The following is a 23,026-nucleotide window of genomic DNA, read 5'->3' on the forward strand; positions in this document are numbered from 1 at the left end:
AATAGCGCGGTGGTCCCACCTGACCCCATGCCGAACTCAGCAGTGAAACGCCGTAGCGCCGATGGTAGTGTGGGGTCTCCCCATGTGAGAGTAGGACACTGCCAGACATCAATTTAGACGTGTTGCCAAAATGGCAACACTTTTTATTTCAGCATTTGCTGATATGGCTCAGTTGGTAGAGCACACCCTTGGTAAGGGTGAGGTCCCCAGTTCGAATCTGGGTATCAGCACCATGAATAAAATGTTCGGCAAATAAAACAGAATTTGCTTGGCGGCAATAGCGCGGTGGTCCCACCTGACCCCATGCCGAACTCAGTAGTGAAACACCGTAGCGCCGATGGTAGTGTGGGGTCTCCCCATGTGAGAGTAGGGAACTGCCAAGCTTTATATACAGTCAAAAAGCCACTCAAATGAGTGGCTTTTTGCATTTCTACCCTCATGATAGGTATTTACTGACTTATCTTTCAAATGCAGAGTCTGCTAGACTACAGTCAAATTACTTATTGAGCCTGAATTGAATGCCTGTCTGTAAATCAACCCAACTCAAAACATTTAACACATTTGGTATATCTGCCAATGCCAATCGTATTAGCGTAGCTGCCTCTGTTCAATCACTTCTGGCTTTGTGGCAAGAGGCTGTAGAAAATAACCAGCCTATCCTATTACTGGGTGGAGGGAGCAATGTTCTCTTCACTGAAGATTTCAAAGGCACTGTGATTCTGAATCGTATTACTGGTATTGATATACAGGAATCGGATACCGCATGGAATATTCATGTTGGTGCGGGTGAAAATTGGCATGAGCTGATTCTTTATTTACTCAAACACAAGATCTATGGTTTGGAGAATTTAGCTCTTATTCCCGGAAATGTGGGTTCTGCACCTATCCAAAATATCGGGGCTTACGGAATTGAGTTCAAACAGGTCTGTGAGTACGTTGATTTAATTGAGCTGAAAACAGGAAAGCAGATCCGCTTGATGGAAAATGAATGTGGGTTTGCTTACAGAGATAGTGTTTTCAAACATGAATATAGTAATGGTTATGCAATTACAGCGGTTGGTTTAAGACTGAATAAAGTATGGAAACCAATACTAACTTATGGTGGTTTAACAAAATTCTCGCATGATGATGTAACACCAGAGCAAATTTTTCATACAGTGTGTGAAATGCGTCAGAGTAAATTACCAGATCCTGCGATTACAGGAAATGCAGGAAGCTTCTTCAAAAATCCAATTATATCAGCAGAATTGGCAGAGAAAATTAAATCTGAGTATCCTGAGTGTCCCCAGTATCATCACAATGAACATAGTGTAAAAATAGCGGCGGGCTGGTTGATAGATAAGTGTCACCTAAAAGGGTATCACATTGGTCATGCGGCAGTTCACCAGAAACAAGCATTAGTATTAATCAATCAAGGTAATGCAACAGGACGTGATGTTATTGCTTTGGCTGCTTATGTTCGCAAGCAGGTAGCTGAAAAATTCAATATTTATTTAGAACCGGAAGTCCGTTTCATTGGTAATGTAGGTGAAATAGATGCGGTGGAATGTATTTCATGAAAGACGTTAGTACTCCATTAAAGTTAATTAAAATTTTATCAGATGGTGAAATTCATTCGGGGCAGCAATTGGGCCAGAAGCTAGGGATGAGTCGGGCAGGGATAAATAAACATATTCAGGTTATTCGTGAATGGGGTGTGGAAATACTGACGATTCCAGGTAAGGGTTACCGTTTTCCTGCACCAATGAATCTCCTTAGCAAAGATATAATTGAAAATTATCTGCCTGAAAGTCGAATTGAAGTTATTCCAGTTATTGATTCTACTAATCAATACTTGTTAGATCAATTAACAGAACTTACTTCAGGTGATACCTGTGTTGCAGAATATCAATATGCAGGAAGAGGTCGCCGTGGAAGGCAATGGGTTTCTGCTTTCGGCCGTAATTTATATTTATCTATGTTCTGGCGATTGGAGCAAGGACCTGCTGCAGCGATTGGATTGAGTCTGGTTGTGGGTATCGTAATCGCAGAAGTTCTGAATCGTCAGGGAGCTGAAAAAGTAAAAGTCAAATGGCCTAATGACCTATATTTGGATGACAAAAAGCTAGCAGGTATATTAGTTGAGCTAATGGGAAGGACTGGAGATGCGGCTCAGATTGTCATTGGTATTGGCATGAACATCTCGATGAGTAGTGAGCAGCAAAAGATAATAAATCAACAGTGGACTAATTTACAGCAGGCTGGAGTGACTGTTGAAAGAAATAAACTCGTTACTGAGATTGTTACTGAACTGAAGAAGGCGTTAGTTCAGTTTGAAAATGAAGGATTGCAATCTTTTGTTCCCAGATGGTTTAAATTAGATAATTTCATGAATCGTCCTGTGAAATTAATAATTGGTGAACAAGAAATTTATGGCATAGCTCGTGGCATTGATCAACAAGGAGCTTTGTTGCTTGATATCGACGGGATAGTCACACCTTATATTGGTGGCGAAATCTCCCTTCGAGGCTGTTAATGAGAAGGCCGGAAGTATTTTCCGGCTTTTTGGCATTATTTCCTTAACCTAACGTTTTCAATCGCATGGTTCTTGCCTTTGGTCAGAATTAAGCTGGCACGCTCTCTGGTAGGCAGGATATTTTGTTGTAGATTTAGTCCATTAATTTCTCGCCAAATATCAGATGCTACCTTTACAGCTTCTTCCGTTGTTAACTTAGAATAATTGTGGAAATAGGACTCAGGGTCAGAAAAAGCGCCTTGCCGGAATTTAAGAAAACGGCTGACGTACCATTGTTCAAGTAATTGTTCTGATGCATCAACATAAATAGAAAAATCAACAAAGTCAGAAACAAAAACATGATGTGGTTCATGGGGATAATCCATACCACTTTGCAGCACATTTAAACCTTCCAGTATCAGGATATCTGGCCGTTCAATGATCAGTTGTTCATCAGGTACAATATCATAGCTGAGATGAGAATATACTGGAGCGGCAACCTTTTCAGCTCCTGATTTTATATCGGAGACGAATTTCACCAGACTGCGCATATCGTAGGATTCAGGGAACCCTTTCTTTTTCATTAGGCCGCGTTCATTCAGGATATTGTTAGAATGTAAGAAGCCATCAGTTGTTACCAGCTTTACACGACGATGTTCTGGCCAGCGGCTGAGTAATGCCTGCAATAAACGTGCTGTTGTACTTTTGCCAACGGCAACGCTGCCTGCAATACCAATGACATAAGGTATCTTTTGCCCACCGGTTCCTAAAAATTGTTCAAGAACAGCCTGTCGCCTAAGGTTGGAGCTAATATAAAAATTAAGTAGACGTGATAATGGTAGGTAGATCTCAACCACTTCGTCTATTGAGATATCTTCATTAATTCCTTTTAAGGCAGAAAACTCTTCTGCTGTTAATGTTAGAGGCACCGAGTCACGCAAGGTTGCCCAATGTTCACGATCAAATTGTAAATATGGAGTCGTTAAAAAAGGTTCTTTCTCATTCATAAGCCAACATCTGCCTGTCTATGCAGGTTGGACGGGTACTCTTGCACACCCGTATCCGACAAAAAATAAATCTCATCATATCGGCTGAGCTATCATAGGCGTAGAATTTTTTATCATTTTAGTAATTTTTTTGATGGAAAAGACAAAATTGCGAAAAAATAAGCGGTCTTGCAGCCACTTTTAATTTAAAAACTTAAAAAAAATCGGCATAGGTATGGTTGCTCACTTCTGAAAATAGACTGCTTACCCTGCGTCTTGATACTTTGATTATATAGTTATTGGCTATTGTTTGTGCTTTATCTAATTAAAAAATCATCAAAAAAGCCTTGGCTGAATGGAATGTGAGCAAAAGAACAAAAAAAATAAATTTTTTGTTGCATCAGAGGCGAATACTACCTAGAATGCGCAGCACTTGATGCCGGCATAGCTCAGATGGTAGAGCAACTGACTTGTAATCAGTAGGTCCCGAGTTCGATTCTTGGTGCCGGCACCATTAAAAATTTGGAAAGGTGGGGTTCCCGAGCGGCCAAAGGGAGCAGACTGTAAATCTGCCGTCACAGACTTCGAAGGTTCGAATCCTTCCCCCACCACCATGAACCAGTTTTCATCTTGAGTGTTCTGCTCGAGTTAATACTCCAGACAAAATACTTGAGATACAATACAGCTGATTAAAGTCAGGTAGCCGAGTTCACGCGGGCATCGTATAATGGCTATTACCTCAGCCTTCCAAGCTGATGATGCGGGTTCGATTCCCGCTGCCCGCTCCAAGATGTGCTGATATAGCTCAGTTGGTAGAGCACACCCTTGGTAAGGGTGAGGTCGGCAGTTCGAATCTGCCTATCAGCACCACTTCCCCAGTTCTTGTCTCCTGATTTTCTTCCTGTTGATATCTAAAAACAAGCAAAGTTGCTTGGTTGATGTGGTGAAACCACCGATTCCGTGTCTTAGAGGGACAACCTAATGTCTAAAGAAAAGTTTGAGCGTTCAAAACCGCACGTTAACGTTGGTACTATCGGCCACGTTGACCACGGTAAAACTACCCTGACTGCTGCAATTACCACCGTTCTGGCAAAAACCTACGGCGGTAACGCACGTGCATTCGATCAGATCGATAACGCACCAGAAGAAAAAGCACGTGGTATCACCATCTCTACTTCTCACGTAGAGTACGATACCCCAACTCGCCACTACGCGCACGTTGACTGCCCAGGCCACGCCGACTATGTGAAAAACATGATCACCGGTGCTGCTCAGATGGACGGTGCAATTCTGGTTGTTGCTGCAACTGATGGCCCAATGCCACAGACTCGTGAGCACATCCTGCTGGGTCGTCAGGTAGGCGTTCCTTACATCATCGTGTTCCTGAACAAATGTGACATGGTTGATGACGAAGAGCTGCTGGAACTGGTTGAAATGGAAGTTCGTGAGCTGCTGTCTCAGTACGACTTCCCAGGCGACGACACGCCAATCATCCGTGGTTCTGCTCTGAAAGCGCTGGAAGGTGACGCAGAGTGGGAAGCGAAAGTTGTTGAACTGGCTGAAGCACTGGATACTTACATTCCAGAACCAGAGCGTGACATTGACAAGCCATTCCTGCTGCCAATCGAAGACGTATTCTCCATCTCCGGCCGTGGTACTGTTGTAACGGGTCGTGTTGAGCGTGGTATCGTTAAAGTTGGTGATGAAGTTGAAATCGTTGGTATCAAAGAAACCACGAAAACAACTTGTACTGGCGTTGAAATGTTCCGCAAACTGCTGGACGAAGGCCGTGCGGGTGAGAACGTTGGTGTTCTGCTGCGTGGTACTAAGCGTGATGATGTTGAGCGTGGTCAGGTTCTGGCGAAACCAGGTTCTATCCACCCACACACTCAGTTCGAATCTGAAGTGTACATCCTGAGCAAAGATGAAGGTGGCCGTCATACTCCATTCTTCAAAGGTTACCGCCCACAGTTCTACTTCCGTACAACTGACGTAACCGGTACTATCGAACTGCCAGAAGGCGTTGAGATGGTAATGCCAGGTGACAACATCAACATGGTAGTTAACCTGATTGCTCCAATCGCAATGGACGAAGGTCTGCGTTTCGCAATCCGTGAAGGCGGCCGTACTGTAGGTGCTGGTGTTGTTGCTAAAGTTATTGCTTAATCTTTGATTAGCAAAAAAAATTCTAAAAAAGAGGAGCGAAAGCTCCTCTTTTTTTGTGCCATCGAAAAAATAGTAGCTTTATTTTGCACTGAAACAAAGCATAAACAGCAATTGAAATGAGAGTGATTAACATTTACAATTTGGCAATATACTTTATTTTATAGCTACAACTGCTGTTGAACCTAATTAAGTTCGTTAACCAGTAACAACTAGTTATAACATTATAAATAGTTAGAAGAGTGTTCCATGTATATCTGTCTCTGCAACGCAATAAGTGATAAAGCCATACGTAATGCTGTTAGACAGCAGAATGTTCGTTCTATCAGAGAGCTAAAAAACTTTGTGCCTGTGGGGAGTGATTGTGGAAAATGTGTACGTCAGGCCCGCGAAATAATCAATGAAGAAATCTCCTTGCTTCCTCCTATAATTAATGTTGCTTAAAATAAGCACAATTGTCTTGCAATTACTCTGTTTAATTAGTATTACACTGTAAGTACTGGAAGCGGAGGAATTGATTATGAAAGGTGATAAAAAAATAATTGCCCATCTTAATAAACTTCTTGGTAACGAACTTGTCGCCATAAACCAGTATTTTTTACATGCCCGTATGTTTAAAAACTGGGGATTAGTGCGCCTGAATGATGTTGAATACCGTGAATCTATTGAAGAAATGAAACATGCAGATAGATATATTGAGCGTATTTTATTTCTGGAAGGTATCCCTAATTTACAGGATTTAGGCAAACTCAATATCGGTGAGGATGTCGAAGAGATGTTGCAATCCGATCTAACTTTGGAATTACGTGGTGCTCAGGATATGAGAGAAGCAATTGCATATGCTGATTCAATCCACGACTATGTAAGCCGGGATTTGATGATTGAAATTCTTGCAGATGAAGAAAATCATATAGACTGGCTGGAAACACAACTCGATCTGATTAAACGAATGGGTATGCAAAACTATATCCAGGCCCATATTACCGAAGAAGAATAGAATTACGCTAACGCCCTGTAAATACATATAGGGCGTTCATTTCTGACTATTTTTACCTTCCTTTATTATTTATCTGAATAAATTTCATCCTTGTCTTGCATTGTGAAGTGATTCACGTATAATGCGCGGGCTAACCTACTTCGTAGGCTGATTTTTATCAGTGTGAGCGGTAATTACCGCCATATTAAAATACTCCCGATATGGGGGTTATATATTGAACGATTACACTCCCCCATCAATCGAAATGGGTGTGAGGAGTAATTATTTACGTTTATAAAATAGTTGGAGCTCTGGTCTCATGCAGAACCAAAGAATCCGTATCCGCCTGAAAGCATTTGATCATCGTTTGATCGATCAATCAACTGCGGAAATCGTAGAGACCGCTAAGCGCACTGGTGCGCAGGTTCGTGGTCCGATCCCGCTGCCGACTCGTAAAGAGCGTTTTACCGTTCTGATTTCTCCGCACGTCAATAAAGATGCGCGTGATCAGTACGAAATTCGCACTCACAAACGTCTGGTTGACATCGTTGAGCCAACCGAGAAAACCGTTGATGCTCTGATGCGTCTGGATCTGGCTGCCGGTGTAGACGTGCAGATCAGCCTGGGTTAATCAGGTCATTGAGCGATTGAGAGGTTGAAACAATGATTGGTTTAGTCGGTAAAAAAGTGGGCATGACTCGCATCTTCACTGAAGAAGGCGTTTCAATCCCTGTAACTGTTATCGAAATCGAAAATAACCGTGTAACTCAAGTTAAAAACGAAGAGACTGACGGTTATCGTGCAATTCAGGTAACGACTGGTAGCAAAAAAGCAAGCCGCGTTAACAAACCTGAAGCAGGTCATTTCGCTAAAGCTGGCGTTGAAGCTGGCCGTATCCTGCGTGAATTCCGTCTGTCTGAAGACGATGCAGAATTCACTGTAGGTCAAAGCATTAGTGTTGAAATTTTCGCTGACGTTAAAAAAGTCGACGTTACTGGTACATCTAAAGGTAAAGGTTTCGCGGGTACTGTTAAACGCTGGAACTTCCGTACTCAGGATGCTACGCACGGTAACTCCCTGTCTCACCGTGTTCCGGGTTCTATCGGTCAGAACCAGACTCCGGGCAAGGTGTTCAAAGGTAAGAAAATGGCAGGCCAACTGGGTAATGAGCGTGTAACCGTTCAGAGCCTAGATGTAGTACGTGTTGACGCAGAGCGCAACCTGCTGCTGGTCAAAGGTGCTGTACCTGGTGCAACCAACAGCAACCTGATCGTAAAACCGGCTGTCAAGGCGTAACGTCGAGGAGATAGGAATGGAATTGGTATTGAAAGACGCGCAAAGCGCGCTGACTGTTTCCGAAACTACCTTCGGGCGTGATTTCAATGAAGCGCTTGTGCATCAAGTAGTTGTTGCGTATGCAGCTGGTGCTCGTCAAGGTACTCGTGCTCAGAAAACTCGTGCTGAAGTTTCTGGTTCAGGTAAAAAACCATGGCGTCAAAAAGGCACTGGCCGTGCGCGTTCTGGTTCAATTAAGAGCCCAATTTGGCGCTCTGGTGGTGTAACTTTCGCAGCGAAGCCACAGGACCACAGTCAAAAAGTTAATAAAAAGATGTACCGCGGTGCCCTGAAAAGCATCCTGTCTGAACTGGTACGTCAAGATCGTCTGATCGTTGTCGAGAAGTTCTCTGTTGAAGCACCTAAAACTAAGTTGCTGGCACAGAAACTGAAAGAGATGGCTCTGGAAGACGTGCTGATCATCACTGGTGAAGTTGATGAGAACCTGTTCTTAGCAGCTCGCAACCTGTACAAAGTTGACGTCCGTGATGCTGCGGGTATCGACCCAGTAAGCCTGATCGCCTTCGACAAAGTGGTTATGACTGCTGAAGCTGTGAAGCAAGTTGAGGAGATGCTGGCATGATCCGTGAAGAACGTCTGCTGAAAGTACTGCGCGCGCCGCACGTATCTGAAAAAGCTTCTACAGCGATGGAAAAAACTAACACCATCGTTCTCAAAGTTGCGAAAGACGCGACTAAAGCAGAAATCAAAGCTGCTGTGCAGAAACTGTTTGAAGTCGAAGTTGAGGTTGTGAACACTTTGCTGGTTAAAGGTAAAGTTAAACGCCACGGTCAGCGTGTTGGTCGTCGTAGCGACTGGAAAAAAGCTTACGTCACCCTGAAAGAAGGCCAGAACCTGGACTTCGTTGGCGGCGCTGAGTAAGTCGGAGGAGTAAAGAACAATGGCAATTGTTAAATGTAAACCTACGTCTCCGGGCCGTCGCCACGTTGTTAAAGTGGTTAACCCTGAGCTGCATAAGGGCAAACCTTATGCTCCGCTGTTAGAAAAAAACAGCAAAACTGGTGGTCGTAACAACAATGGTCGTATTACCACTCGTCACATTGGTGGTGGCCATAAACAGCACTATCGTCTGATTGACTTCAAACGTAACAAAGACGGTATCCCTGCTGTTGTTGAGCGTCTGGAATATGATCCAAACCGTTCAGCAAACATCGCGCTGGTTCTGTATAAGGACGGCGAACGTCGTTACATTCTGGCTCCTAAAGGCCTGAAAGCTGGCGATCAAATCCAGTCTGGTGCAGATTCTGCAATCAAAGCTGGTAATGCTCTGCCAATGCGCAACATCCCGGTTGGTTCTACTGTTCACAACATAGAAATGAAACCAGGTAAAGGTGGCCAACTGGCTCGTTCAGCAGGTGCTTATGCTCAGATCGTTGCACGTGATGGTTCTTATGTAACCCTGCGTCTGCGCTCTGGTGAAATGCGTAAGGTACTGGCTGACTGCCGTGCTACTTTAGGTGAAGTTGGTAACGCAGAACACATGCTACGCGTTCTGGGTAAAGCTGGTGCAAGCCGCTGGCGTGGTATCCGTCCTACCGTTCGTGGTACGGCGATGAACCCAGTTGACCATCCACACGGTGGTGGTGAAGGTCGTAACTTTGGTAAACACCCTGTAACTCCATGGGGCATCCAGACCAAAGGTAAGAAGACCCGTAGTAACAAACGTACTGATCAATACATCGTACGTCGCCGTTCTAAAAAATAATTAGAGGATAAACCATGCCACGTTCTCTCAAGAAAGGTCCATTTATTGACCTGCACTTGCTGAAGAAGGTAGAGAAAGCGGTGGAAAGCGGAGACAAAAAGCCTATTAAGACTTGGTCCCGTCGTTCAACGATCTTTCCTAACATGATCGGTTTGACCATCGCTGTCCATAATGGTCGTCAGCATGTTCCAGTTTTTGTTTCCGACGAAATGGTTGGTCACAAACTGGGTGAATTCGCGCCGACCCGTACTTATCGCGGCCATGCGGCCGATAAAAAGGCTAAGAAGCGCTAAGGTAGGAGGAAGAGATGGAAACTATCGCTAAACATCGCCACGCTCGTTCTTCTGCTCAGAAGGTTCGCCTTGTGGCTGACCTGATCCGCGGTAAGAAAGTGTCGCAAGCTCTGGAAACTCTGACCTATACCAACAAGAAAGCTGCTGGTTTAGTGAAGAAGGTACTTGAGTCTGCTATTGCTAACGCAGAACACAACGATGGCGCTGACATCGATGATCTGAAAGTTGCGAAAATTTTCGTAGACGAAGGTCCAACCATGAAGCGCATTATGCCTCGTGCCAAAGGCCGTGCAGATCGTATCCTGAAGCGCACCAGCCACATTACTGTGGTTGTGTCCGATCGCTGAGACTCTGGAGACTAGCAATGGGTCAGAAAGTACATCCTAATGGTATTCGTCTGGGTATTGTCAAACCTTGGAACTCTACCTGGTATGCGAATACCAAAGAATTCGCTGACAACCTAGACAGCGACTTTAAAGTTCGCCAGTACTTGAATAAAGAACTGGTTAAAGCATCTATTTCACGTATCGTTATCGAACGTCCTGCGAAAAGCATCCGTGTGACTATTCACACTGCTCGTCCAGGCATCGTAATCGGTAAGAAAGGTGAAGACGTAGAAAAACTGCGCAAAGCTGTAGCGGACATCGCTGGCGTTCCTGCGCAGATTAATATTGCCGAAGTGCGTAAACCTGAACTGGACGCAAAACTGGTTGCTGACAGCATCAGCTCACAGTTGGAACGTCGTGTTATGTTCCGCCGTGCTATGAAACGTGCTGTACAGAACGCAATGCGTCTGGGCGCTAAAGGCATCAAAGTGGAAGTAAGCGGCCGTCTGGGCGGTGCTGAAATCGCGCGTACTGAATGGTATCGTGAAGGTCGTGTACCTCTGCACACTCTGCGTGCAGATATCGACTATAACACTTCAGAAGCGCACACCACTTATGGTGTAATCGGCGTTAAGGTATGGATCTTCAAAGGTGAGATCCTGGGTGGTATGGCTGCTGTTGAACAGGCGGAAAAACCGGCTGCTCAACCTAAAAAGCAGCAGCGTAAAGGCCGCAAGTAAGGAGAGTCGCTGATGTTACAACCAAAGCGTACGAAATTCCGTAAAGTGCATAAAGGCCGTAACCGCGGTCTGGCTGCCGGTGCGGATGTTAGCTTCGGCACTTTCGGTCTGAAAGCTGTGGGCCGTGGTCGTTTGACTGCTCGTCAAATCGAAGCGGCACGTCGTGCTATGACCCGTGCAATTAAGCGTCAAGGTAAAATCTGGATCCGTGTGTTCCCAGACAAACCAATCACCGAGAAGCCACTCGAAGTGCGTATGGGTAAAGGTAAAGGTAACGTAGAGTATTGGGTTGCCTTGATCCAGCCTGGTAAAGTCCTGTATGAGATGGACGGTGTGTCTGAAGAGCTGGCCCGTGAAGCGTTCAAGCTGGCGGCAGCGAAACTGCCTATCAAAACCACCTTTGTAACTAAGACGGTGATGTAATGAAAGCACAAGAGCTGCGCGAAAAAAGCGTTGAAGAGCTGAACACTGAGCTGCTGAACCTGTTACGTGAACAGTTTAATCTGCGTATGCAGGCGGCAAGCGGCCAGCTGCAACAGTCTCATCTGTTGAAACAAGTGCGTCGTAATATTGCACGCGTTAAGACTTTACTGACTGAGAAGGCGGGTGCGTAATGACCGATAAAATCCGTACTCTGCAAGGTCGTGTTGTTAGCGACAAAATGGAAAAATCCATTGTTGTTGCTATTGAACGTAAGGTGAAACACCCACTGTATGGTAAATTCATCAAGCGTACGACTAAGTTGCACGTACATGACGAGAACAATGAATGTGGAATTGGTGATGTAGTGGAAATCCGCGAAACCCGTCCACTGTCTAAGACTAAATCTTGGACCTTAGTTCGCGTTGTAGAGAAAGCGGTTCTATAATAGGACGCTATCTCATAAGAAATAAACGGCTCAAAAAATAACAGGGCCGTTTATTTTTCTGTCCATCGCGAAGATGTGGTGTTATAATGCCGCGCCCTCGTAGTGTGGGATATTAAAACGGCTTCTTTAAAAATAAAGTGGCTCAGTAGTAGTTGACATTTAGCGGAGCACTAAAATGATCCAAGAACAGACTATGCTGAACGTGGCCGACAACTCCGGTGCACGTCGCGTAATGTGTATCAAGGTTCTAGGTGGCTCGCACCGTCGATACGCACATGTCGGTGATATCATCAAGATCACCATCAAGGAAGCGATTCCTCGTGGTAAAGTCAAAAAAGGTGATGTCCTGAAAGCGGTAGTGGTGCGCACCAAGAAGGGTGTTCGTCGCCCGGACGGTTCTGTCATTCGCTTCGATAGCAACGCTTGCGTATTGTTGAACAACAATAGTGAGCAGGTTATCGGTACGCGTATTTTTGGGCCGGTAACTCGTGAACTTCGTAATGAAAAGTTCATGAAAATTATCTCTCTGGCACCTGAAGTACTCTAAGGAGCAGGCAATGGCAGCGAAAATCCGTCGTGATGACGAAATTATCGTGCTGACTGGTAAAGACAAAGGTAAGCGCGGTAAAGTAAAACAGGTTCTTTCTTCTGGTAAAATTATCGTTGAAGGTATCAATCTGGTTAAAAAACATCAGAAGCCAGTTCCGGCTCTGAACCAACCAGGTGGCATCGTTGAAAAAGAAGCAGCAATTCAGGTTTCTAACGTTGCAATCTTTAATGCAGAAACCGGCAAGGCTGACCGTGTAGGTTTTAGATTCGAAGACGGCAAAAAAGTACGTTTCTTCAAATCTAACAACGAAACTATCAAGTAATTTGGAGTATACGATGGCGAAACTGCATGATTACTACAAAGACGAGGTAGTCCAGAAACTGATGAGTCAGTTTGGTTACCATTCTGTCATGCAAGTCCCTCGGGTCGAGAAGATCACCCTGAACATGGGTGTTGGTGAAGCAATCGCTGACAAGAAACTGCTGGACAACGCAGCAGCTGATCTGGCAGCAATTTCTGGTCAAAAACCACTGATCACCAAAGCACGCAAGTCAGTTGCAGGCTTCAAAATCCGTCAGGGCTATCCAATCGGCTGTAAAGTAACCCTGCGTGGCGAACGCATGTGGGAGTTCTTTGAGCGCCTGATTTCTATTGCTGTACCACGTATTCGTGACTTCCGTGGCTTGTCCGCTAAGTCATTTGATGGTCGCGGTAACTACAGCATGGGTGTTCGTGAGCAAATCATCTTCCCTGAAATCGATTACGATAAAGTGGATCGTGTACGTGGTTTGGATATTACCATCACCACTACTGCGAAATCTGATGATGAAGGCCGCGCACTGTTGGCTGCGTTTAACTTCCCGTTCCGCAAGTAAGGCAGGGTATTCATGGCTAAGCAATCAATGAAAGCACGTGATGTAAAACGTGCGAAATTAGCTGAGAAATTCTTCGCAAAACGCGTTGAACTGAAAGCGATCATCTCTGATGTAAACGCATCTGATGAAGACCGTTGGAATGCTGTTCTCAAGCTGCAAACACTGCCACGTGATTCCAGCCCTTGCCGTCAGCGTAACCGCTGCCGTCAAACTGGGCGTCCGCATGCATTTTTGCGGAAGTTTGGGTTGAGCCGTATTAAAGTCCGTGAAGCCGCTATGCGCGGTGAAATCCCGGGCCTTAAAAAGGCTAGCTGGTAATTGTCACCAATTGAATCACGGGAGTAAAGACAGATGAGCATGCAAGATCCGATCGCGGATATGCTGACCCGTATCCGTAACGGTCAGGCCGCGAATAAAGTTGCGGTCACCATGCCTTCCTCCAAGCTGAAAGTGGCAATTGCCAAAGTGCTGAAGGAAGAAGGTTATATTGAAGATTTTAAAATCGAAGGCGACACCAAGCCAGAACTGGAAGTTACTCTGAAGTACTTCCAAGGTAAGGCTGTTGTAGAAAGCATCCAGCGTGTAAGCCGCCCAAGTCTGCGCATCTATAAGAAAAAAGATGAGCTGCCACAAGTTATGGCTGGTTTGGGTATCGCTGTTATTTCTACCTCTAAAGGTGTAATGACTGATCGTGCAGCTCGCCAGGCTGGTCTGGGTGGCGAGATTCTCTGCTACGTAGCTTAATTCGGGAGGAAAGAATGTCTCGTGTTGCAAAAGCACCCGTCGTCATTCCTGCCGGCGTAGAGGTTAAACTCAACGGTCAGGTTATTTCGATTAAGGGTAAAAACGGCGAATTGAGTCGTGAAATCCACAGCGCAGTTGAAGTTACACATGCAGATAGCCAGCTGACTTTCGCTCCACGCGAAGGTTTTGCAGATGCTTGGGCACAGGCGGGTACAACTCGTTCTCTGCTGAATGCAATGGTTATCGGTGTTAACGAAGGCTTCACTAAGAAGCTCCAACTGGTAGGTGTTGGTTACCGTGCAGCAGTTAAAGGCAATACTGTTAGTTTGTCTTTAGGCTTCTCGCATCCGGTTGAACATCAACTGCCTGCAGGCATTACTGCGGAATGCCCATCACAAACTGAAATCGTACTGAAAGGTGCTGATAAGCAGGTGATTGGTCAGGTTGCGGCAGATCTGCGTGCCTATCGTCGTCCTGAGCCATACAAAGGCAAGGGTGTTCGTTACGCCGATGAAATCGTGCGTACCAAAGAGGCTAAGAAGAAGTAAGGTAACACTATGGATAAGAAAGCAGCTCGTATCCGTCGTGCGACCCGCGCACGCCGCAAGCTCCAGGAACTGGGTGCAACTCGCCTGGTGGTACACCGTACCCCTCGCCATATTTATGCGCAGGTTATCGCACCAAATGGTTCTGAAACTCTGGTGGCAGCTTCTACAACAGAAAAAGCTATCAGTGAACAACTGAAATTCACTGGAAACAAAGAAGCCGCAGCAGTAGTTGGTAAAATTGTTGCTGAACGTGCTCTGGAAAAAGGTATCAAAAACGTATCCTTTGACCGTTCTGGTTTCCAATATCATGGTAGAGTCCAGGCACTGGCAGATGCTGCCCGTGAAGCTGGCCTTCAGTTCTAAGGTAGAGGTGTAAGATGGCTCACATCGAAAAACAAGCTGGCGAACTGCAGGAAAAGCTGATCGCGGTAAACCGCGTATCTAAAACCGTTAAAGGTGGCCGTATTTTCAGCTTTACAGCACTGACTGTAGTTGGTGATGGTAACGGTCGCGTTGGTTTTGGCTACGGCAAAGCACGCGAAGTTCCGGCAGCGATCCAGAAAGCGATGGAAAAAGCACGTCGCAATATGAAAACCGTCGCACTTAACAGCGGCACCCTGCACCACCCAGTGAAAGGCGCACACACCGGTTCCCGCGTGTTCATGCAGCCTGCTCATGAAGGTACAGGTATCATCGCAGGTGGTGCGATGCGTGCTGTTCTGGAAGTAGCTGGAGTTCGTAACGTACTGGCTAAAACCTATGGTTCCACTAACCCAATCAATGTGGTTCGTGCAACCCTGGATGCTTTAGACAGCATGAAGTCTCCAGAAATGGTCGCAGCTAAGCGTGGCAAATCCGTCGAAGAAATTCTGGGGTAATGACCATGGCTAAGACTATCAAGATTACACAGGTCCGCAGTTCAATCGGTCGTTTGCCTAAGCATAAGGCAACTCTGACTGGTTTAGGTCTGCGTCGCATTGGTCATACTGTTGAACGCGAAGATACACCAGCGGTTCGCGGTATGGTCAACTTGGTTTCCTATATGGTTAAAGTTGAGGAGTAACAGATGCGCTTAAATACTCTGTCTCCGGCTGAAGGTGCCAAGCACGCACCTAAACGTGTAGGTCGTGGTATCGGTTCTGGTCTGGGTAAAACCGGCGGCCGTGGTCACAAAGGTCAGAAATCTCGTTCTGGCGGTGGCGTACGTCGTGGTTTTGAAGGCGGCCAGATGCCTCTGTACCGTCGTCTGCCAAAATTTGGCTTTACTTCACGTAAGGCAATGATTACAGCCGAAATCCGTTTGTCTGATTTTGCTCGTGTTGAAGGCGATATTATCGATCTGAATGCACTGAAAGCTGCTAACATTGTTGGCCCTCAAATTGAGTTCGCGAAAGTTATGCTTTCTGGCGAAGTCAATCGCGCAGTAACTGTGCGTGGCTTGCGTGTTACTAAAGGCGCCCGTGCTGCAATTGAAGCTGCTGGCGGTAAAATTGAGGAATAAGTAACAGATGGCTAAACAACCAGGATTAGATTTTCAAAGTGCTAAAGGCGGATTAGGTGAGTTAAAACGCAGACTTTTGTTTGTTATTGGAGCTCTGATTGTTTTCCGTATTGGCTCTTTTATTCCAATCCCTGGTATTGATGCCACTGTGCTTGCCAAATTGCTCGAACAGCAAAGAGGCACCATCATTGAAATGTTCAACATGTTCTCTGGTGGTGCTTTAAGCCGTGCTTCTATCTTTGCACTGGGTATAATGCCGTATATTTCTGCATCTATTATTATCCAGTTGCTGACTGTGGTTAACCCCCGTTTAGCAGAGATTAAGAAGGAAGGGGAAGCTGGTCGTCGTAAGATCAGTCAGTACACCCGTTATGGCACATTAGTGCTGGCAATATTCCAGTCAATAGGTATTGCAACTGGGTTGCCGAATATGCCTGGGATGCAAGGGCTGGTTATTAATCCAGGTTTTGCGTTCTATTTCACGGCTGTTGTAAGTTTGGTCACAGGAACTATGTTCTTGATGTGGCTAGGTGAGCAGATTACTGAACGAGGTATCGGCAATGGTATTTCAATCATAATCTTTGCTGGTATCGTTGCGGGCCTTCCGCCTGCAATTGGTCACACCATCGAGCAAGCTCGGCAAGGCGATCTGCACTTCCTCCTGTTGCTGTTGGTTGCAGTCTTAGTGTTTGCAGTAACTTTCTTCGTTGTTTTCATGGAGCGTGGTCAACGTCGTATCGTTGTTAACTATGCCAAACGTCAACAAGGTCGTAGAGTTTTTGCGGCACAAAGTACACATTTACCGTTGAAAGTGAATATGGCTGGGGTTATCCCTGCAATTTTTGCTTCCAGTATTATTTTGTTCCCTGGTACTATAGCCTCTTGGTTTGGTAGCGGAGCAAACTGGAATTGGTTGACAACTATTTCTATGTATTTGCAGCCAGGTCAACCGCTTTATGTGTTATTGTATGCATCTGCAATCATCTTCTTCTGTTTCTTCTATACGGCTTTGGTGTTCAATCCAAGAGAAACGGCAGATAACCTGAAGAAGTCCGGTGCATTTGTACCAGGAATTCGTCCGGGAGAGCAAACGGCTAAGTACATCGATAAAGTAATGACTCGTCTAACCTTAGTTGGTGCGTTATATATTACCTTTATCTGCTTAATCCCGGAGTTCATGCGTGATGCAATGAAAGTTCCATTCTATTTTGGTGGTACTTCCCTACTGATTGTAGTCGTCGTCATCATGGACTTTATGGCTCAAGTGCAAACTCTGATGATGTCGAGTCAGTATGAGTCTGCATTGAAGAAGGCAAACCTGAAAGGATATAACCGCTAATCGGTTTGCTTGAGAAGTTACGGAGAGTAAAAATGAAAGTTCGTGCTTCCGTCAAGAAATTATGTCGTAACTGCAAAATCGTTAAACGTAACGGTATCGTTCGTGTGATTTGCAGTGCAGAGCCTAAGCATAAACAGCGCCAAGGCTAATTAATCGCATATTTTTCTTGCAAAGTTGGGTTGAGCTGGCTAAATTAGCCAGCCAATCTTTTTATCTGACAGCAACATTATTTGAGTATCCTGAAAACGGGCTTTTCAGAATGGTGTTGCAGTGAATAAATATTGTAGGAGTGCATAGTGGCCCGTATAGCAGGCATTAACATTCCTGATCAGAAACATACTGTAATCGCATTAACTTCGATTTACGGTATCGGTAAAACCCGCTCACAGGCTATCTGTGCAGCAACGGGTATTGCTGAAAATGTTAAGATCAGTGAGCTGTCTGAAGAGCAAATTGACAAGCTGCGTGACGAAGTTGCTAAATACGTTGTAGAAGGTGATTTGCGTCGTGAAGTAACCCTGAGTATCAAACGTCTGATGGATCTTGGTTGCTATCGTGGTTTACGTCATCGTCGTGGTCTGCCGGTTCGCGGTCAGCGTACTAAGACCAATGCACGTACCCGTAAGGGTCCGCGTAAGCCGATCAAGAAATAATCGGGGTATTGAATAATGGCAAAAGCACCTATTCGTGCACGTAAGCGTGTAAGAAAACAAGTCTCTGACGGTGTGGCTCATATCCATGCTTCTTTCAACAACACCATCGTTACTATTACTGATCGTCAGGGTAACGCTTTGGGTTGGGCAACTGCCGGTGGTTCCGGTTTCCGAGGTTCTCGTAAATCTACTCCGTTTGCAGCTCAGGTTGCAGCAGAACGCTGTGCTGAAGCAGTAAAAGAATACGGAATTAAGAACCTGGAAGTTATGGTTAAAGGACCTGGTCCGGGCCGTGAGTCAACTATTCGCGCACTGAACGCGGCTGGTTTCCGCATCACTAATATTACTGATGTGACTCCGATCCCTCATAACGGTTGTCGTCCACCGAAAAAACGTCGCGTTTAATACGTCTTCGTTTTTAGGATTGTTGGAGAAAGAAAATGGCAAGATATTTGGGTCCTAAGCTCAAGCTGAGCCGTCGCGAGGGTACAGACCTTTTCCTGAAGTCTGGCGTTCGCGCGATTGACACCAAGTGTAAGTTAGAACAAGCACCAGGCCAGCACGGCGCACGCAAACCGCGTCTGTCTGACTACGGTGTTCAGTTACGTGAAAAACAAAAAGTTCGTCGTACTTACGGTGTTCTGGAACGTCAATTCCGTAACTACTATAAAGAAGCTACTCGTCTGAAAGGCAACACAGGTGAAAACCTGCTGACTTTGCTGGAAGGTCGCTTAGATAACGTCGTTTATCGTATGGGTTTTGGCGCGACGCGTGCTGAATCACGTCAGATGGTGAGCCACAAGGCTATCATGGTAAATGGTCGCGTTGTTAACATCGCTTCTTATCAGGTATCCCCGAATGACGTAGTCAGCGTTCGTGAAAAAGCGAAAAAGCAGGCTCGTATTAAGGCAGCTTTAGAGCTGGCTGAGCAGCGTGAGAAACCAACTTGGTTGGAAGTTGATGCTGCGAAGATGGAAGGTGTGTTCAAGCGTAATCCTGAACGTACTGATCTATCCGCTGACATTAACGAACACCTGATCGTCGAGCTTTACTCTAAGTAAAGCTTAGCACCAAAGAGAGGACACAATGCAGGGTTCTGTGACAGAGTTTCTAAAACCGCGCCTGGTAGATATCGAGCAAGTCAGTTCGACGCACGCCAAGGTGACCCTTGAGCCATTAGAGCGTGGCTTTGGCCATACTCTTGGCAACGCACTGCGCCGTATTCTGCTTTCGTCTATGCCGGGTTGTGCGGTGACTGAGGTTGAGATTGATGGTGTACTGCATGAGTACAGCACCAAAGAAGGTGTACAGGAAGATATCCTGGAGATTCTCCTCAATCTGAAAGGGCTGGCGGTGAAAGTTCAGGGCAAAGATGAAGTCATCCTTACCTTGAATAAATCTGGCATTGGCCCTGTGACTGCAGCCGACATCATCCATGATGGTGATGTCGAAATCGTCAAGCCGCAGCACGTAATCTGCCATCTGACTGACGAAAGCGCTTCCATTAGTATGCGTATTAAAGTTCAGCGCGGTCGTGGTTATGTGCCGGCTTCTGCCCGAATTCATTCGGAAGAAGATGAGCGCCCTATCGGTCGTTTGTTAGTAGATGCTTGCTATAGCCCAGTAGAGCGTATTGCCTACAATGTTGAAGCAGCTCGTGTAGAACAGCGTACTGACTTGGATAAGCTGGTTATCGAGATGGAGACTAACGGTACAATCGATCCTGAAGAGGCGATTCGCCGTGCAGCTACTATTCTGGCTGAACAACTGGAGGCTTTCGTTGATTTACGTGACGTACGTCAACCAGAAGTTAAAGAAGAGAAGCCTGAATTTGATCCGATACTGCTGCGCCCTGTTGACGATCTGGAATTGACTGTCCGCTCTGCTAACTGTCTTAAGGCAGAAGCTATCCACTACATCGGTGATCTGGTACAGCGTACTGAGGTTGAGTTACTTAAAACACCTAATCTGGGTAAAAAATCTCTTACTGAGATTAAAGACGTACTGGCTTCACGTGGACTTTCTCTGGGCATGCGCTTGGAAAACTGGCCACCAGCAAGTATTGCTGATGAATAACTAGATCACAGGTTAAGGTTTTACTGAGAAGGATAAGGTCATGCGCCATCGTAAGAGTGGTCGTCAATTGAACCGCAACAGCAGCCATCGCCAAGCTATGTTCCGTAACATGGCAGGTTCTTTGGTTCGTCATGAAATCATCAAGACGACTCTGCCTAAAGCGAAAGAACTGCGTCGCGTCGTTGAGCCGCTGATTACTCTTGCCAAGACCGACAACGTAGCTAATCGTCGTCTGGCATTCGCCCGTACTCGTGATAACGAGATCGTGGCAAAACTGTTTAATGAACTGGGCCCGCGTTTTGCGAGCCGCGCAGGTGGTTACACTCGTATTCTGAAGTGTGGCTTCCGTGCAGGTGACAATGCACCGATGGCATACATCGAGCTTGTTGACCGCGCCGCTGAGTCTCAGACAGAAGCAGCAGCTGCAGAGTAATCTGTAGAAGCATAAAAAACCGGGTATTATCCCGGTTTTTTATCGCCTTTAAATTCTTCCCGCCATTATTTTTTCTTATCTTTCCCATTACTTTTTGATTTCTAGCTGACAGCAGAACATCCGGCGATGATTTATTAATCTATTCTGGTAGTATTGATTTTATTTCCCTGTTTGATGAGAGGCTGCCATGTATCGTATTGGTCAATTGGCGAAGTTAGCGAATGTTACTCCTGATACTGTTCGTTTTTATGAAAAACAAGGATTGATGGAGCATGAAGAAAGAACAGAAAGTGGTTATAGGCTTTATACAAAACAGGATTTACAACGACTACGCTTTATTCGCTATGCAAAACAATTAGGTTTTACATTAGAGACAATTGTAGAGTTATTGTCTATCCGCGTTGATCCTGAACATCATACCTGCCAAGAATCTAAGAGAATTGTTGATACTAGATTACAGGAAATAGAAGAAAAATTATTAGAAATGCAAAAAATGCGCGACTCTTTAAAAATGTTAAGTGATGCTTGTTGTGGAAGCGCACATATTAGTACCTATTGTTCAATATTGGAAATATTAGAAGAAGGGGCTACGAAGAAGTGATTTTTCTTTATTCTTTTGTGCATTAAGAGTACTATTGATAAGCTATATTTATTCAAATAACCATATTTCGAGGTCACTATGACAACGTATAGGCATAAAAAAGGCGTTATCAAAGATAATGCTATAGAAGCTCTTTTACATGATCCTTTGTTCAGGCAGCGAATAGAAAAAAATAAAAAAGGTAAAGGAAGTTATAATCGTAAAGCAAAACATGGGAAAGGAAGTGGTTGGGAGGCCAATGATAATAATTTTTTCAAGTTATTATCATTGGCCTTCTAATTTTCTGAGTACAAATATTTCCGAATTGGTAGCTGTGTAAGTGACTTATAGAAAGAATGGGCTTGGTTGGAATAGCTTTTCAACTTCAGGAACAAATTTTTTATCTGTAATAAACATGATTACATGGTCGCCTTGTTGAATAATGCTGTAATCATTAGCAATGATGACTTCTTCTCCGCGGACAATGGCGCCAATGGTTGTTCCTGAGGGAAGTTTTATATCTCCTATTTTTCTCCCAACTACTTTGGAAGTATGTTCATCACCATGAGCAATCGCTTCAATAGCTTCAGCAACACCTCGTCTTAATGAAAATACACTAACGATATCGGCTTTGCGAACATGCCCAAGTAATGCAGATACTGTGGCCTGTTGAGGTGAGATAGCGATATCAATGACACCACCTTGAACTAAATCAACATATGCACTACGTTGGATAAGTACCATTGCTTTTTTGGCACCCATTCGTTTTGCAAGCATGGCTGACATGATATTAGCTTCATCATCGTTAGTTAATGCAATGAAAACATCGACTTGCTCAATATGTTCTTCTGCAAGTAGCTCCTGATCAGAAGCATCACCATAGAACACTATAGTATCGTGTAATAGCTCTGCAAGTTCAGTTGCTCTTTCCTGATTATGCTCAATAAGCTTAACGCTATAATCTTTTTCAAGGCGTAAGGCTAAACCCGCACCGACGTTTCCGCCGCCAACAATCATGATACGTTTGTATGGTTTTTCCAGACGCTGCAACTCGCTCATTACTGCTCTGATATGTTGTGATGCAGCAACAAAAAATACTTCGTCGCCAGCCTCAATAACTGTAGAGCCTTGTGGTCTGATTGGACGGTCTTGTCGAAATATTGCGGCAACTTTGCTGTCAATATGCGGCATATGTTCACGAAGAGAAGATAATGCATTCCCTACAAGTGAACCACCATAATAAGCTTTTACTGCAACAATACTGACTCGGCCTTCAGAAAAGTTAACAACCTGTAAGGCTCCGGGATATTGGATTAATTTGTAGATATAGTCGATAACTAACTGCTCTGGAGATATAAGATAATCGATAGGAATATCACCGGGCTTAAATAACTTTTCTGATTCCCTAATATATTCTGATGAACGGATCCGGGCGACTTTATTTGGTGTATTAAATAGAGAATAGGCGATCTGGCATGCGATCATGTTGGTTTCATCTGAATTTGTAACAGCAACTAACATATCAGCATCTTCTGCACCGGCTTCTCTTAAAACTCTGGGATGAGAACCATGCCCATTCACAACCCGTAGATCGAATTTGTCCTGTAACTGGCGTAAACGATCTGTATCGGTATCAACAACAGTAATGTCATTGTTTTCATCAACTAAGTTTTCAGCTAATGTTCCACCAACCTGACCAGCACCCAGAATAATTATCTTCATAGCTATTCTCTTTATGTGTTAGAAGTTGCAATTGTTTTGCTATTTTAGCAAAGTCATTACATTCTCTCGCCCGGTAGAGCGAGAGAAAAGCTATTCTA

The 23,026-nt window shown here is 44.9% G+C and carries 37 protein-coding genes, 5 tRNA genes and 2 rRNA genes; 42 read left to right on the top strand and 2 right to left on the bottom strand.

Annotated elements, in window-relative coordinates; all coding sequences use genetic code 11:
- From rrf (AACX68_RS14665) to birA, 5 genes are all read left to right on the top strand, one after another.
- Window positions 1–107: ribosomal RNA gene (gene rrf / locus AACX68_RS14665) — 5S ribosomal RNA — on the top strand; the annotation flags it as partial.
- A gap of 50 nt (window positions 108–157) precedes the next feature.
- Window positions 158–233 (top strand) — tRNA-Thr (locus AACX68_RS14670).
- Window positions 234–267: 34 nt separating this feature from the next.
- Window positions 268–383, top strand: a 5S ribosomal RNA gene (rrf, locus tag AACX68_RS14675).
- 135 nt (window positions 384–518) lie between these two features.
- A complete protein-coding gene (murB, locus tag AACX68_RS14680) occupies window positions 519–1,559 on the top strand; it encodes a UDP-N-acetylmuramate dehydrogenase (protein WP_228859640.1) in 1,041 nt (346 codons plus the stop codon).
- Window positions 1,556–2,515, top strand: a complete 960-nt coding sequence (gene birA, locus AACX68_RS14685) for a bifunctional biotin--[acetyl-CoA-carboxylase] ligase/biotin operon repressor BirA (RefSeq protein ID WP_228859641.1) — start codon at window positions 1,556–1,558, stop codon at window positions 2,513–2,515. The genes murB and birA overlap by 4 nt, the downstream gene beginning before the upstream one ends.
- A gap of 35 nt (window positions 2,516–2,550) precedes the next feature.
- Here the strand turns inward: birA and coaA are convergent, their stop codons facing one another.
- Complete coding sequence (coaA, locus tag AACX68_RS14690) at window positions 2,551–3,501, bottom strand: type I pantothenate kinase (RefSeq protein WP_099111957.1); 951 nt, start codon at window positions 3,499–3,501, stop codon at window positions 2,551–2,553.
- A 417-nt stretch (window positions 3,502–3,918) separates the two neighbouring features.
- Here coaA and AACX68_RS14695 point away from each other — a divergent pair.
- The 37 genes from AACX68_RS14695 (at window position 3,919) to AACX68_RS14875 (ending at window position 21,506) form a co-directional block, all read left to right on the top strand.
- Window positions 3,919–3,994, top strand: a tRNA-Thr gene (locus AACX68_RS14695).
- Window positions 3,995–4,009: 15 nt separating this feature from the next.
- Window positions 4,010–4,094 (top strand) — tRNA-Tyr (locus AACX68_RS14700).
- A 99-nt stretch (window positions 4,095–4,193) separates the two neighbouring features.
- Window positions 4,194–4,268 (top strand) — tRNA-Gly (locus AACX68_RS14705).
- 6 nt (window positions 4,269–4,274) lie between these two features.
- Window positions 4,275–4,350: transfer RNA gene (locus tag AACX68_RS14710), tRNA-Thr, on the top strand.
- 111 nt (window positions 4,351–4,461) lie between these two features.
- A complete protein-coding gene (gene tuf / locus AACX68_RS14715) occupies window positions 4,462–5,646 on the top strand; it encodes an elongation factor Tu (RefSeq protein ID WP_228859642.1) in 1,185 nt (394 codons plus the stop codon).
- A gap of 246 nt (window positions 5,647–5,892) precedes the next feature.
- The gene (gene bfd / locus AACX68_RS14720) at window positions 5,893–6,087 is read left to right on the top strand and encodes a bacterioferritin-associated ferredoxin (RefSeq protein ID WP_099111751.1); all 195 of its coding nucleotides are present in this window, start codon (window positions 5,893–5,895) and stop codon (window positions 6,085–6,087) included.
- 76 nt (window positions 6,088–6,163) lie between these two features.
- Window positions 6,164–6,640 carry a bacterioferritin gene (gene bfr / locus AACX68_RS14725; RefSeq protein WP_228859643.1) on the top strand — a complete coding sequence of 159 codons (477 nt, stop codon included), beginning with the start codon at window positions 6,164–6,166 and terminating at the stop codon, window positions 6,638–6,640.
- A 298-nt stretch (window positions 6,641–6,938) separates the two neighbouring features.
- On the top strand, window positions 6,939–7,250 hold the full coding sequence (gene rpsJ / locus AACX68_RS14730) for a 30S ribosomal protein S10 (protein ID WP_001181005.1): 312 nt from the start codon (window positions 6,939–6,941) through the stop codon (window positions 7,248–7,250).
- 32 nt (window positions 7,251–7,282) lie between these two features.
- Complete coding sequence (rplC, locus tag AACX68_RS14735; protein ID WP_099111749.1) at window positions 7,283–7,915, top strand: 50S ribosomal protein L3; 633 nt, start codon at window positions 7,283–7,285, stop codon at window positions 7,913–7,915.
- Window positions 7,916–7,931: 16 nt separating this feature from the next.
- On the top strand, window positions 7,932–8,537 hold the full coding sequence (rplD, locus tag AACX68_RS14740; RefSeq protein ID WP_099111748.1) for a 50S ribosomal protein L4: 606 nt from the start codon (window positions 7,932–7,934) through the stop codon (window positions 8,535–8,537).
- A complete protein-coding gene (gene rplW / locus AACX68_RS14745; RefSeq protein WP_099111747.1) occupies window positions 8,534–8,836 on the top strand; it encodes a 50S ribosomal protein L23 in 303 nt (100 codons plus the stop codon). The genes rplD and rplW overlap by 4 nt, the downstream gene beginning before the upstream one ends.
- A gap of 19 nt (window positions 8,837–8,855) precedes the next feature.
- Entirely contained in the window at window positions 8,856–9,680 is an 825-nt protein-coding gene (gene rplB / locus AACX68_RS14750; protein ID WP_099111746.1) for a 50S ribosomal protein L2, read from the top strand.
- Between the two features lie 14 nt (window positions 9,681–9,694).
- Window positions 9,695–9,973 carry a 30S ribosomal protein S19 gene (rpsS, locus tag AACX68_RS14755; RefSeq protein WP_011148791.1) on the top strand — a complete coding sequence of 93 codons (279 nt, stop codon included), beginning with the start codon at window positions 9,695–9,697 and terminating at the stop codon, window positions 9,971–9,973.
- A 14-nt stretch (window positions 9,974–9,987) separates the two neighbouring features.
- Window positions 9,988–10,320, top strand: coding sequence for a 50S ribosomal protein L22 (gene rplV / locus AACX68_RS14760; protein ID WP_038240485.1), 333 nt, complete (start codon window positions 9,988–9,990; stop codon window positions 10,318–10,320).
- Window positions 10,321–10,337: 17 nt separating this feature from the next.
- Window positions 10,338–11,039, top strand: coding sequence for a 30S ribosomal protein S3 (gene rpsC, locus AACX68_RS14765; protein ID WP_010847482.1), 702 nt, complete (start codon window positions 10,338–10,340; stop codon window positions 11,037–11,039).
- 12 nt (window positions 11,040–11,051) lie between these two features.
- Window positions 11,052–11,462, top strand: coding sequence for a 50S ribosomal protein L16 (gene rplP, locus AACX68_RS14770; RefSeq protein WP_036773456.1), 411 nt, complete (start codon window positions 11,052–11,054; stop codon window positions 11,460–11,462).
- Window positions 11,462–11,653, top strand: coding sequence for a 50S ribosomal protein L29 (gene rpmC, locus AACX68_RS14775; RefSeq protein WP_010847484.1), 192 nt, complete (start codon window positions 11,462–11,464; stop codon window positions 11,651–11,653). Before rplP ends, rpmC begins: the two co-directional genes overlap by 1 nt.
- Window positions 11,653–11,907 (top strand): 30S ribosomal protein S17, encoded by a 255-nt coding sequence (gene rpsQ / locus AACX68_RS14780; RefSeq protein WP_010847485.1) that lies wholly within the window; start codon window positions 11,653–11,655, stop codon window positions 11,905–11,907. The genes rpmC and rpsQ overlap by 1 nt, the downstream gene beginning before the upstream one ends.
- Before the next feature lie 175 nt (window positions 11,908–12,082).
- On the top strand, window positions 12,083–12,454 hold the full coding sequence (gene rplN, locus AACX68_RS14785) for a 50S ribosomal protein L14 (RefSeq protein ID WP_010847486.1): 372 nt from the start codon (window positions 12,083–12,085) through the stop codon (window positions 12,452–12,454).
- Window positions 12,455–12,464: 10 nt separating this feature from the next.
- The gene (gene rplX / locus AACX68_RS14790) at window positions 12,465–12,779 is read left to right on the top strand and encodes a 50S ribosomal protein L24 (RefSeq protein WP_099111745.1); all 315 of its coding nucleotides are present in this window, start codon (window positions 12,465–12,467) and stop codon (window positions 12,777–12,779) included.
- A 13-nt stretch (window positions 12,780–12,792) separates the two neighbouring features.
- Window positions 12,793–13,332, top strand: coding sequence for a 50S ribosomal protein L5 (rplE, locus tag AACX68_RS14795; RefSeq protein WP_004246952.1), 540 nt, complete (start codon window positions 12,793–12,795; stop codon window positions 13,330–13,332).
- Between the two features lie 12 nt (window positions 13,333–13,344).
- On the top strand, window positions 13,345–13,650 hold the full coding sequence (gene rpsN / locus AACX68_RS14800) for a 30S ribosomal protein S14 (RefSeq protein ID WP_010847489.1): 306 nt from the start codon (window positions 13,345–13,347) through the stop codon (window positions 13,648–13,650).
- Between the two features lie 33 nt (window positions 13,651–13,683).
- Entirely contained in the window at window positions 13,684–14,076 is a 393-nt protein-coding gene (gene rpsH / locus AACX68_RS14805; protein WP_099111744.1) for a 30S ribosomal protein S8, read from the top strand.
- A 14-nt stretch (window positions 14,077–14,090) separates the two neighbouring features.
- On the top strand, window positions 14,091–14,624 hold the full coding sequence (gene rplF / locus AACX68_RS14810; RefSeq protein ID WP_099111743.1) for a 50S ribosomal protein L6: 534 nt from the start codon (window positions 14,091–14,093) through the stop codon (window positions 14,622–14,624).
- A 9-nt stretch (window positions 14,625–14,633) separates the two neighbouring features.
- Complete coding sequence (gene rplR / locus AACX68_RS14815) at window positions 14,634–14,987, top strand: 50S ribosomal protein L18 (RefSeq protein WP_012990483.1); 354 nt, start codon at window positions 14,634–14,636, stop codon at window positions 14,985–14,987.
- 14 nt (window positions 14,988–15,001) lie between these two features.
- Window positions 15,002–15,502 carry a 30S ribosomal protein S5 gene (gene rpsE / locus AACX68_RS14820; RefSeq protein ID WP_015836271.1) on the top strand — a complete coding sequence of 167 codons (501 nt, stop codon included), beginning with the start codon at window positions 15,002–15,004 and terminating at the stop codon, window positions 15,500–15,502.
- A 5-nt stretch (window positions 15,503–15,507) separates the two neighbouring features.
- Entirely contained in the window at window positions 15,508–15,687 is a 180-nt protein-coding gene (gene rpmD / locus AACX68_RS14825; protein WP_008913894.1) for a 50S ribosomal protein L30, read from the top strand.
- Between the two features lie 3 nt (window positions 15,688–15,690).
- Entirely contained in the window at window positions 15,691–16,125 is a 435-nt protein-coding gene (gene rplO / locus AACX68_RS14830; RefSeq protein WP_228859644.1) for a 50S ribosomal protein L15, read from the top strand.
- A gap of 7 nt (window positions 16,126–16,132) precedes the next feature.
- Window positions 16,133–17,464 carry a preprotein translocase subunit SecY gene (gene secY / locus AACX68_RS14835; protein WP_099111741.1) on the top strand — a complete coding sequence of 444 codons (1,332 nt, stop codon included), beginning with the start codon at window positions 16,133–16,135 and terminating at the stop codon, window positions 17,462–17,464.
- Between the two features lie 32 nt (window positions 17,465–17,496).
- Entirely contained in the window at window positions 17,497–17,613 is a 117-nt protein-coding gene (rpmJ, locus tag AACX68_RS14840; RefSeq protein ID WP_012768118.1) for a 50S ribosomal protein L36, read from the top strand.
- 147 nt (window positions 17,614–17,760) lie between these two features.
- Window positions 17,761–18,117, top strand: a complete 357-nt coding sequence (gene rpsM / locus AACX68_RS14845) for a 30S ribosomal protein S13 (RefSeq protein WP_086955014.1) — start codon at window positions 17,761–17,763, stop codon at window positions 18,115–18,117.
- Window positions 18,118–18,132: 15 nt separating this feature from the next.
- Window positions 18,133–18,522 carry a 30S ribosomal protein S11 gene (rpsK, locus tag AACX68_RS14850; RefSeq protein ID WP_002919257.1) on the top strand — a complete coding sequence of 130 codons (390 nt, stop codon included), beginning with the start codon at window positions 18,133–18,135 and terminating at the stop codon, window positions 18,520–18,522.
- 35 nt (window positions 18,523–18,557) lie between these two features.
- Window positions 18,558–19,178: a 30S ribosomal protein S4 gene (rpsD, locus tag AACX68_RS14855; protein WP_086955015.1), complete on the top strand. Its 621-nt coding sequence runs from the start codon at window positions 18,558–18,560 to the stop codon at window positions 19,176–19,178.
- A gap of 25 nt (window positions 19,179–19,203) precedes the next feature.
- A complete protein-coding gene (locus AACX68_RS14860) occupies window positions 19,204–20,193 on the top strand; it encodes a DNA-directed RNA polymerase subunit alpha (RefSeq protein WP_038269634.1) in 990 nt (329 codons plus the stop codon).
- A 40-nt stretch (window positions 20,194–20,233) separates the two neighbouring features.
- The gene (gene rplQ / locus AACX68_RS14865; RefSeq protein WP_099123304.1) at window positions 20,234–20,626 is read left to right on the top strand and encodes a 50S ribosomal protein L17; all 393 of its coding nucleotides are present in this window, start codon (window positions 20,234–20,236) and stop codon (window positions 20,624–20,626) included.
- A 187-nt stretch (window positions 20,627–20,813) separates the two neighbouring features.
- Window positions 20,814–21,227 (top strand): Zn(2+)-responsive transcriptional regulator, encoded by a 414-nt coding sequence (zntR, locus tag AACX68_RS14870; RefSeq protein WP_099123303.1) that lies wholly within the window; start codon window positions 20,814–20,816, stop codon window positions 21,225–21,227.
- A gap of 78 nt (window positions 21,228–21,305) precedes the next feature.
- The gene (locus AACX68_RS14875) at window positions 21,306–21,506 is read left to right on the top strand and encodes an alternative ribosome-rescue factor A (RefSeq protein WP_228859645.1); all 201 of its coding nucleotides are present in this window, start codon (window positions 21,306–21,308) and stop codon (window positions 21,504–21,506) included.
- Between the two features lie 45 nt (window positions 21,507–21,551).
- Here the strand turns inward: AACX68_RS14875 and trkA are convergent, their stop codons facing one another.
- Window positions 21,552–22,928: a Trk system potassium transporter TrkA gene (gene trkA / locus AACX68_RS14880; RefSeq protein ID WP_099125895.1), complete on the bottom strand. Its 1,377-nt coding sequence runs from the start codon at window positions 22,926–22,928 to the stop codon at window positions 21,552–21,554.
- Window positions 22,929–23,026 lie beyond the last annotated feature (98 nt).

Source organism: Xenorhabdus sp. PB61.4, assembly GCF_963894935.1.
Lineage (GTDB): Bacteria > Pseudomonadota > Gammaproteobacteria > Enterobacterales > Enterobacteriaceae > Xenorhabdus > Xenorhabdus stockiae.

Bases quoted from the DNA above. Each gene is read 5' to 3' on its own strand.
- AACX68_RS14875 (WP_228859645.1), top strand. From the start codon at position 21,306: ATGACAACGTATAGGCATAAAAAAGGCGTTATCAAAGATAATGCTATA.
- rpsH (WP_099111744.1), top strand. From the start codon at position 13,684: ATGAGCATGCAAGATCCGATCGCGGATATGCTGACCCGTATCCGTAAC.
- zntR (WP_099123303.1), top strand. From the start codon at position 20,814: ATGTATCGTATTGGTCAATTGGCGAAGTTAGCGAATGTTACTCCTGAT.
- rpsS (WP_011148791.1), top strand. From the start codon at position 9,695: ATGCCACGTTCTCTCAAGAAAGGTCCATTTATTGACCTGCACTTGCTG.
- rplP (WP_036773456.1), top strand. From the start codon at position 11,052: ATGTTACAACCAAAGCGTACGAAATTCCGTAAAGTGCATAAAGGCCGT.
- birA (WP_228859641.1), top strand. From the start codon at position 1,556: ATGAAAGACGTTAGTACTCCATTAAAGTTAATTAAAATTTTATCAGAT.
- rpmC (WP_010847484.1), top strand. From the start codon at position 11,462: ATGAAAGCACAAGAGCTGCGCGAAAAAAGCGTTGAAGAGCTGAACACT.
- rpsC (WP_010847482.1), top strand. From the start codon at position 10,338: ATGGGTCAGAAAGTACATCCTAATGGTATTCGTCTGGGTATTGTCAAA.
- rpmJ (WP_012768118.1), top strand. From the start codon at position 17,497: ATGAAAGTTCGTGCTTCCGTCAAGAAATTATGTCGTAACTGCAAAATC.
- rplQ (WP_099123304.1), top strand. From the start codon at position 20,234: ATGCGCCATCGTAAGAGTGGTCGTCAATTGAACCGCAACAGCAGCCAT.
- rplV (WP_038240485.1), top strand. From the start codon at position 9,988: ATGGAAACTATCGCTAAACATCGCCACGCTCGTTCTTCTGCTCAGAAG.
- rpsQ (WP_010847485.1), top strand. From the start codon at position 11,653: ATGACCGATAAAATCCGTACTCTGCAAGGTCGTGTTGTTAGCGACAAA.
- rplB (WP_099111746.1), top strand. From the start codon at position 8,856: ATGGCAATTGTTAAATGTAAACCTACGTCTCCGGGCCGTCGCCACGTT.
- murB (WP_228859640.1), top strand. From the start codon at position 519: ATGCCTGTCTGTAAATCAACCCAACTCAAAACATTTAACACATTTGGT.
- rpsJ (WP_001181005.1), top strand. From the start codon at position 6,939: ATGCAGAACCAAAGAATCCGTATCCGCCTGAAAGCATTTGATCATCGT.
- rplW (WP_099111747.1), top strand. From the start codon at position 8,534: ATGATCCGTGAAGAACGTCTGCTGAAAGTACTGCGCGCGCCGCACGTA.
- tuf (WP_228859642.1), top strand. From the start codon at position 4,462: ATGTCTAAAGAAAAGTTTGAGCGTTCAAAACCGCACGTTAACGTTGGT.
- bfd (WP_099111751.1), top strand. From the start codon at position 5,893: ATGTATATCTGTCTCTGCAACGCAATAAGTGATAAAGCCATACGTAAT.
- rpsE (WP_015836271.1), top strand. From the start codon at position 15,002: ATGGCTCACATCGAAAAACAAGCTGGCGAACTGCAGGAAAAGCTGATC.
- trkA (WP_099125895.1), bottom strand. From the start codon at position 22,928: ATGAAGATAATTATTCTGGGTGCTGGTCAGGTTGGTGGAACATTAGCT.
- AACX68_RS14860 (WP_038269634.1), top strand. From the start codon at position 19,204: ATGCAGGGTTCTGTGACAGAGTTTCTAAAACCGCGCCTGGTAGATATC.
- rplC (WP_099111749.1), top strand. From the start codon at position 7,283: ATGATTGGTTTAGTCGGTAAAAAAGTGGGCATGACTCGCATCTTCACT.
- rplF (WP_099111743.1), top strand. From the start codon at position 14,091: ATGTCTCGTGTTGCAAAAGCACCCGTCGTCATTCCTGCCGGCGTAGAG.
- rplO (WP_228859644.1), top strand. From the start codon at position 15,691: ATGCGCTTAAATACTCTGTCTCCGGCTGAAGGTGCCAAGCACGCACCT.
- coaA (WP_099111957.1), bottom strand. From the start codon at position 3,501: ATGAATGAGAAAGAACCTTTTTTAACGACTCCATATTTACAATTTGAT.
- rplN (WP_010847486.1), top strand. From the start codon at position 12,083: ATGATCCAAGAACAGACTATGCTGAACGTGGCCGACAACTCCGGTGCA.
- rplR (WP_012990483.1), top strand. From the start codon at position 14,634: ATGGATAAGAAAGCAGCTCGTATCCGTCGTGCGACCCGCGCACGCCGC.
- secY (WP_099111741.1), top strand. From the start codon at position 16,133: ATGGCTAAACAACCAGGATTAGATTTTCAAAGTGCTAAAGGCGGATTA.
- rpmD (WP_008913894.1), top strand. From the start codon at position 15,508: ATGGCTAAGACTATCAAGATTACACAGGTCCGCAGTTCAATCGGTCGT.
- bfr (WP_228859643.1), top strand. From the start codon at position 6,164: ATGAAAGGTGATAAAAAAATAATTGCCCATCTTAATAAACTTCTTGGT.
- rpsD (WP_086955015.1), top strand. From the start codon at position 18,558: ATGGCAAGATATTTGGGTCCTAAGCTCAAGCTGAGCCGTCGCGAGGGT.
- rplE (WP_004246952.1), top strand. From the start codon at position 12,793: ATGGCGAAACTGCATGATTACTACAAAGACGAGGTAGTCCAGAAACTG.
- rplX (WP_099111745.1), top strand. From the start codon at position 12,465: ATGGCAGCGAAAATCCGTCGTGATGACGAAATTATCGTGCTGACTGGT.
- rplD (WP_099111748.1), top strand. From the start codon at position 7,932: ATGGAATTGGTATTGAAAGACGCGCAAAGCGCGCTGACTGTTTCCGAA.
- rpsN (WP_010847489.1), top strand. From the start codon at position 13,345: ATGGCTAAGCAATCAATGAAAGCACGTGATGTAAAACGTGCGAAATTA.
- rpsK (WP_002919257.1), top strand. From the start codon at position 18,133: ATGGCAAAAGCACCTATTCGTGCACGTAAGCGTGTAAGAAAACAAGTC.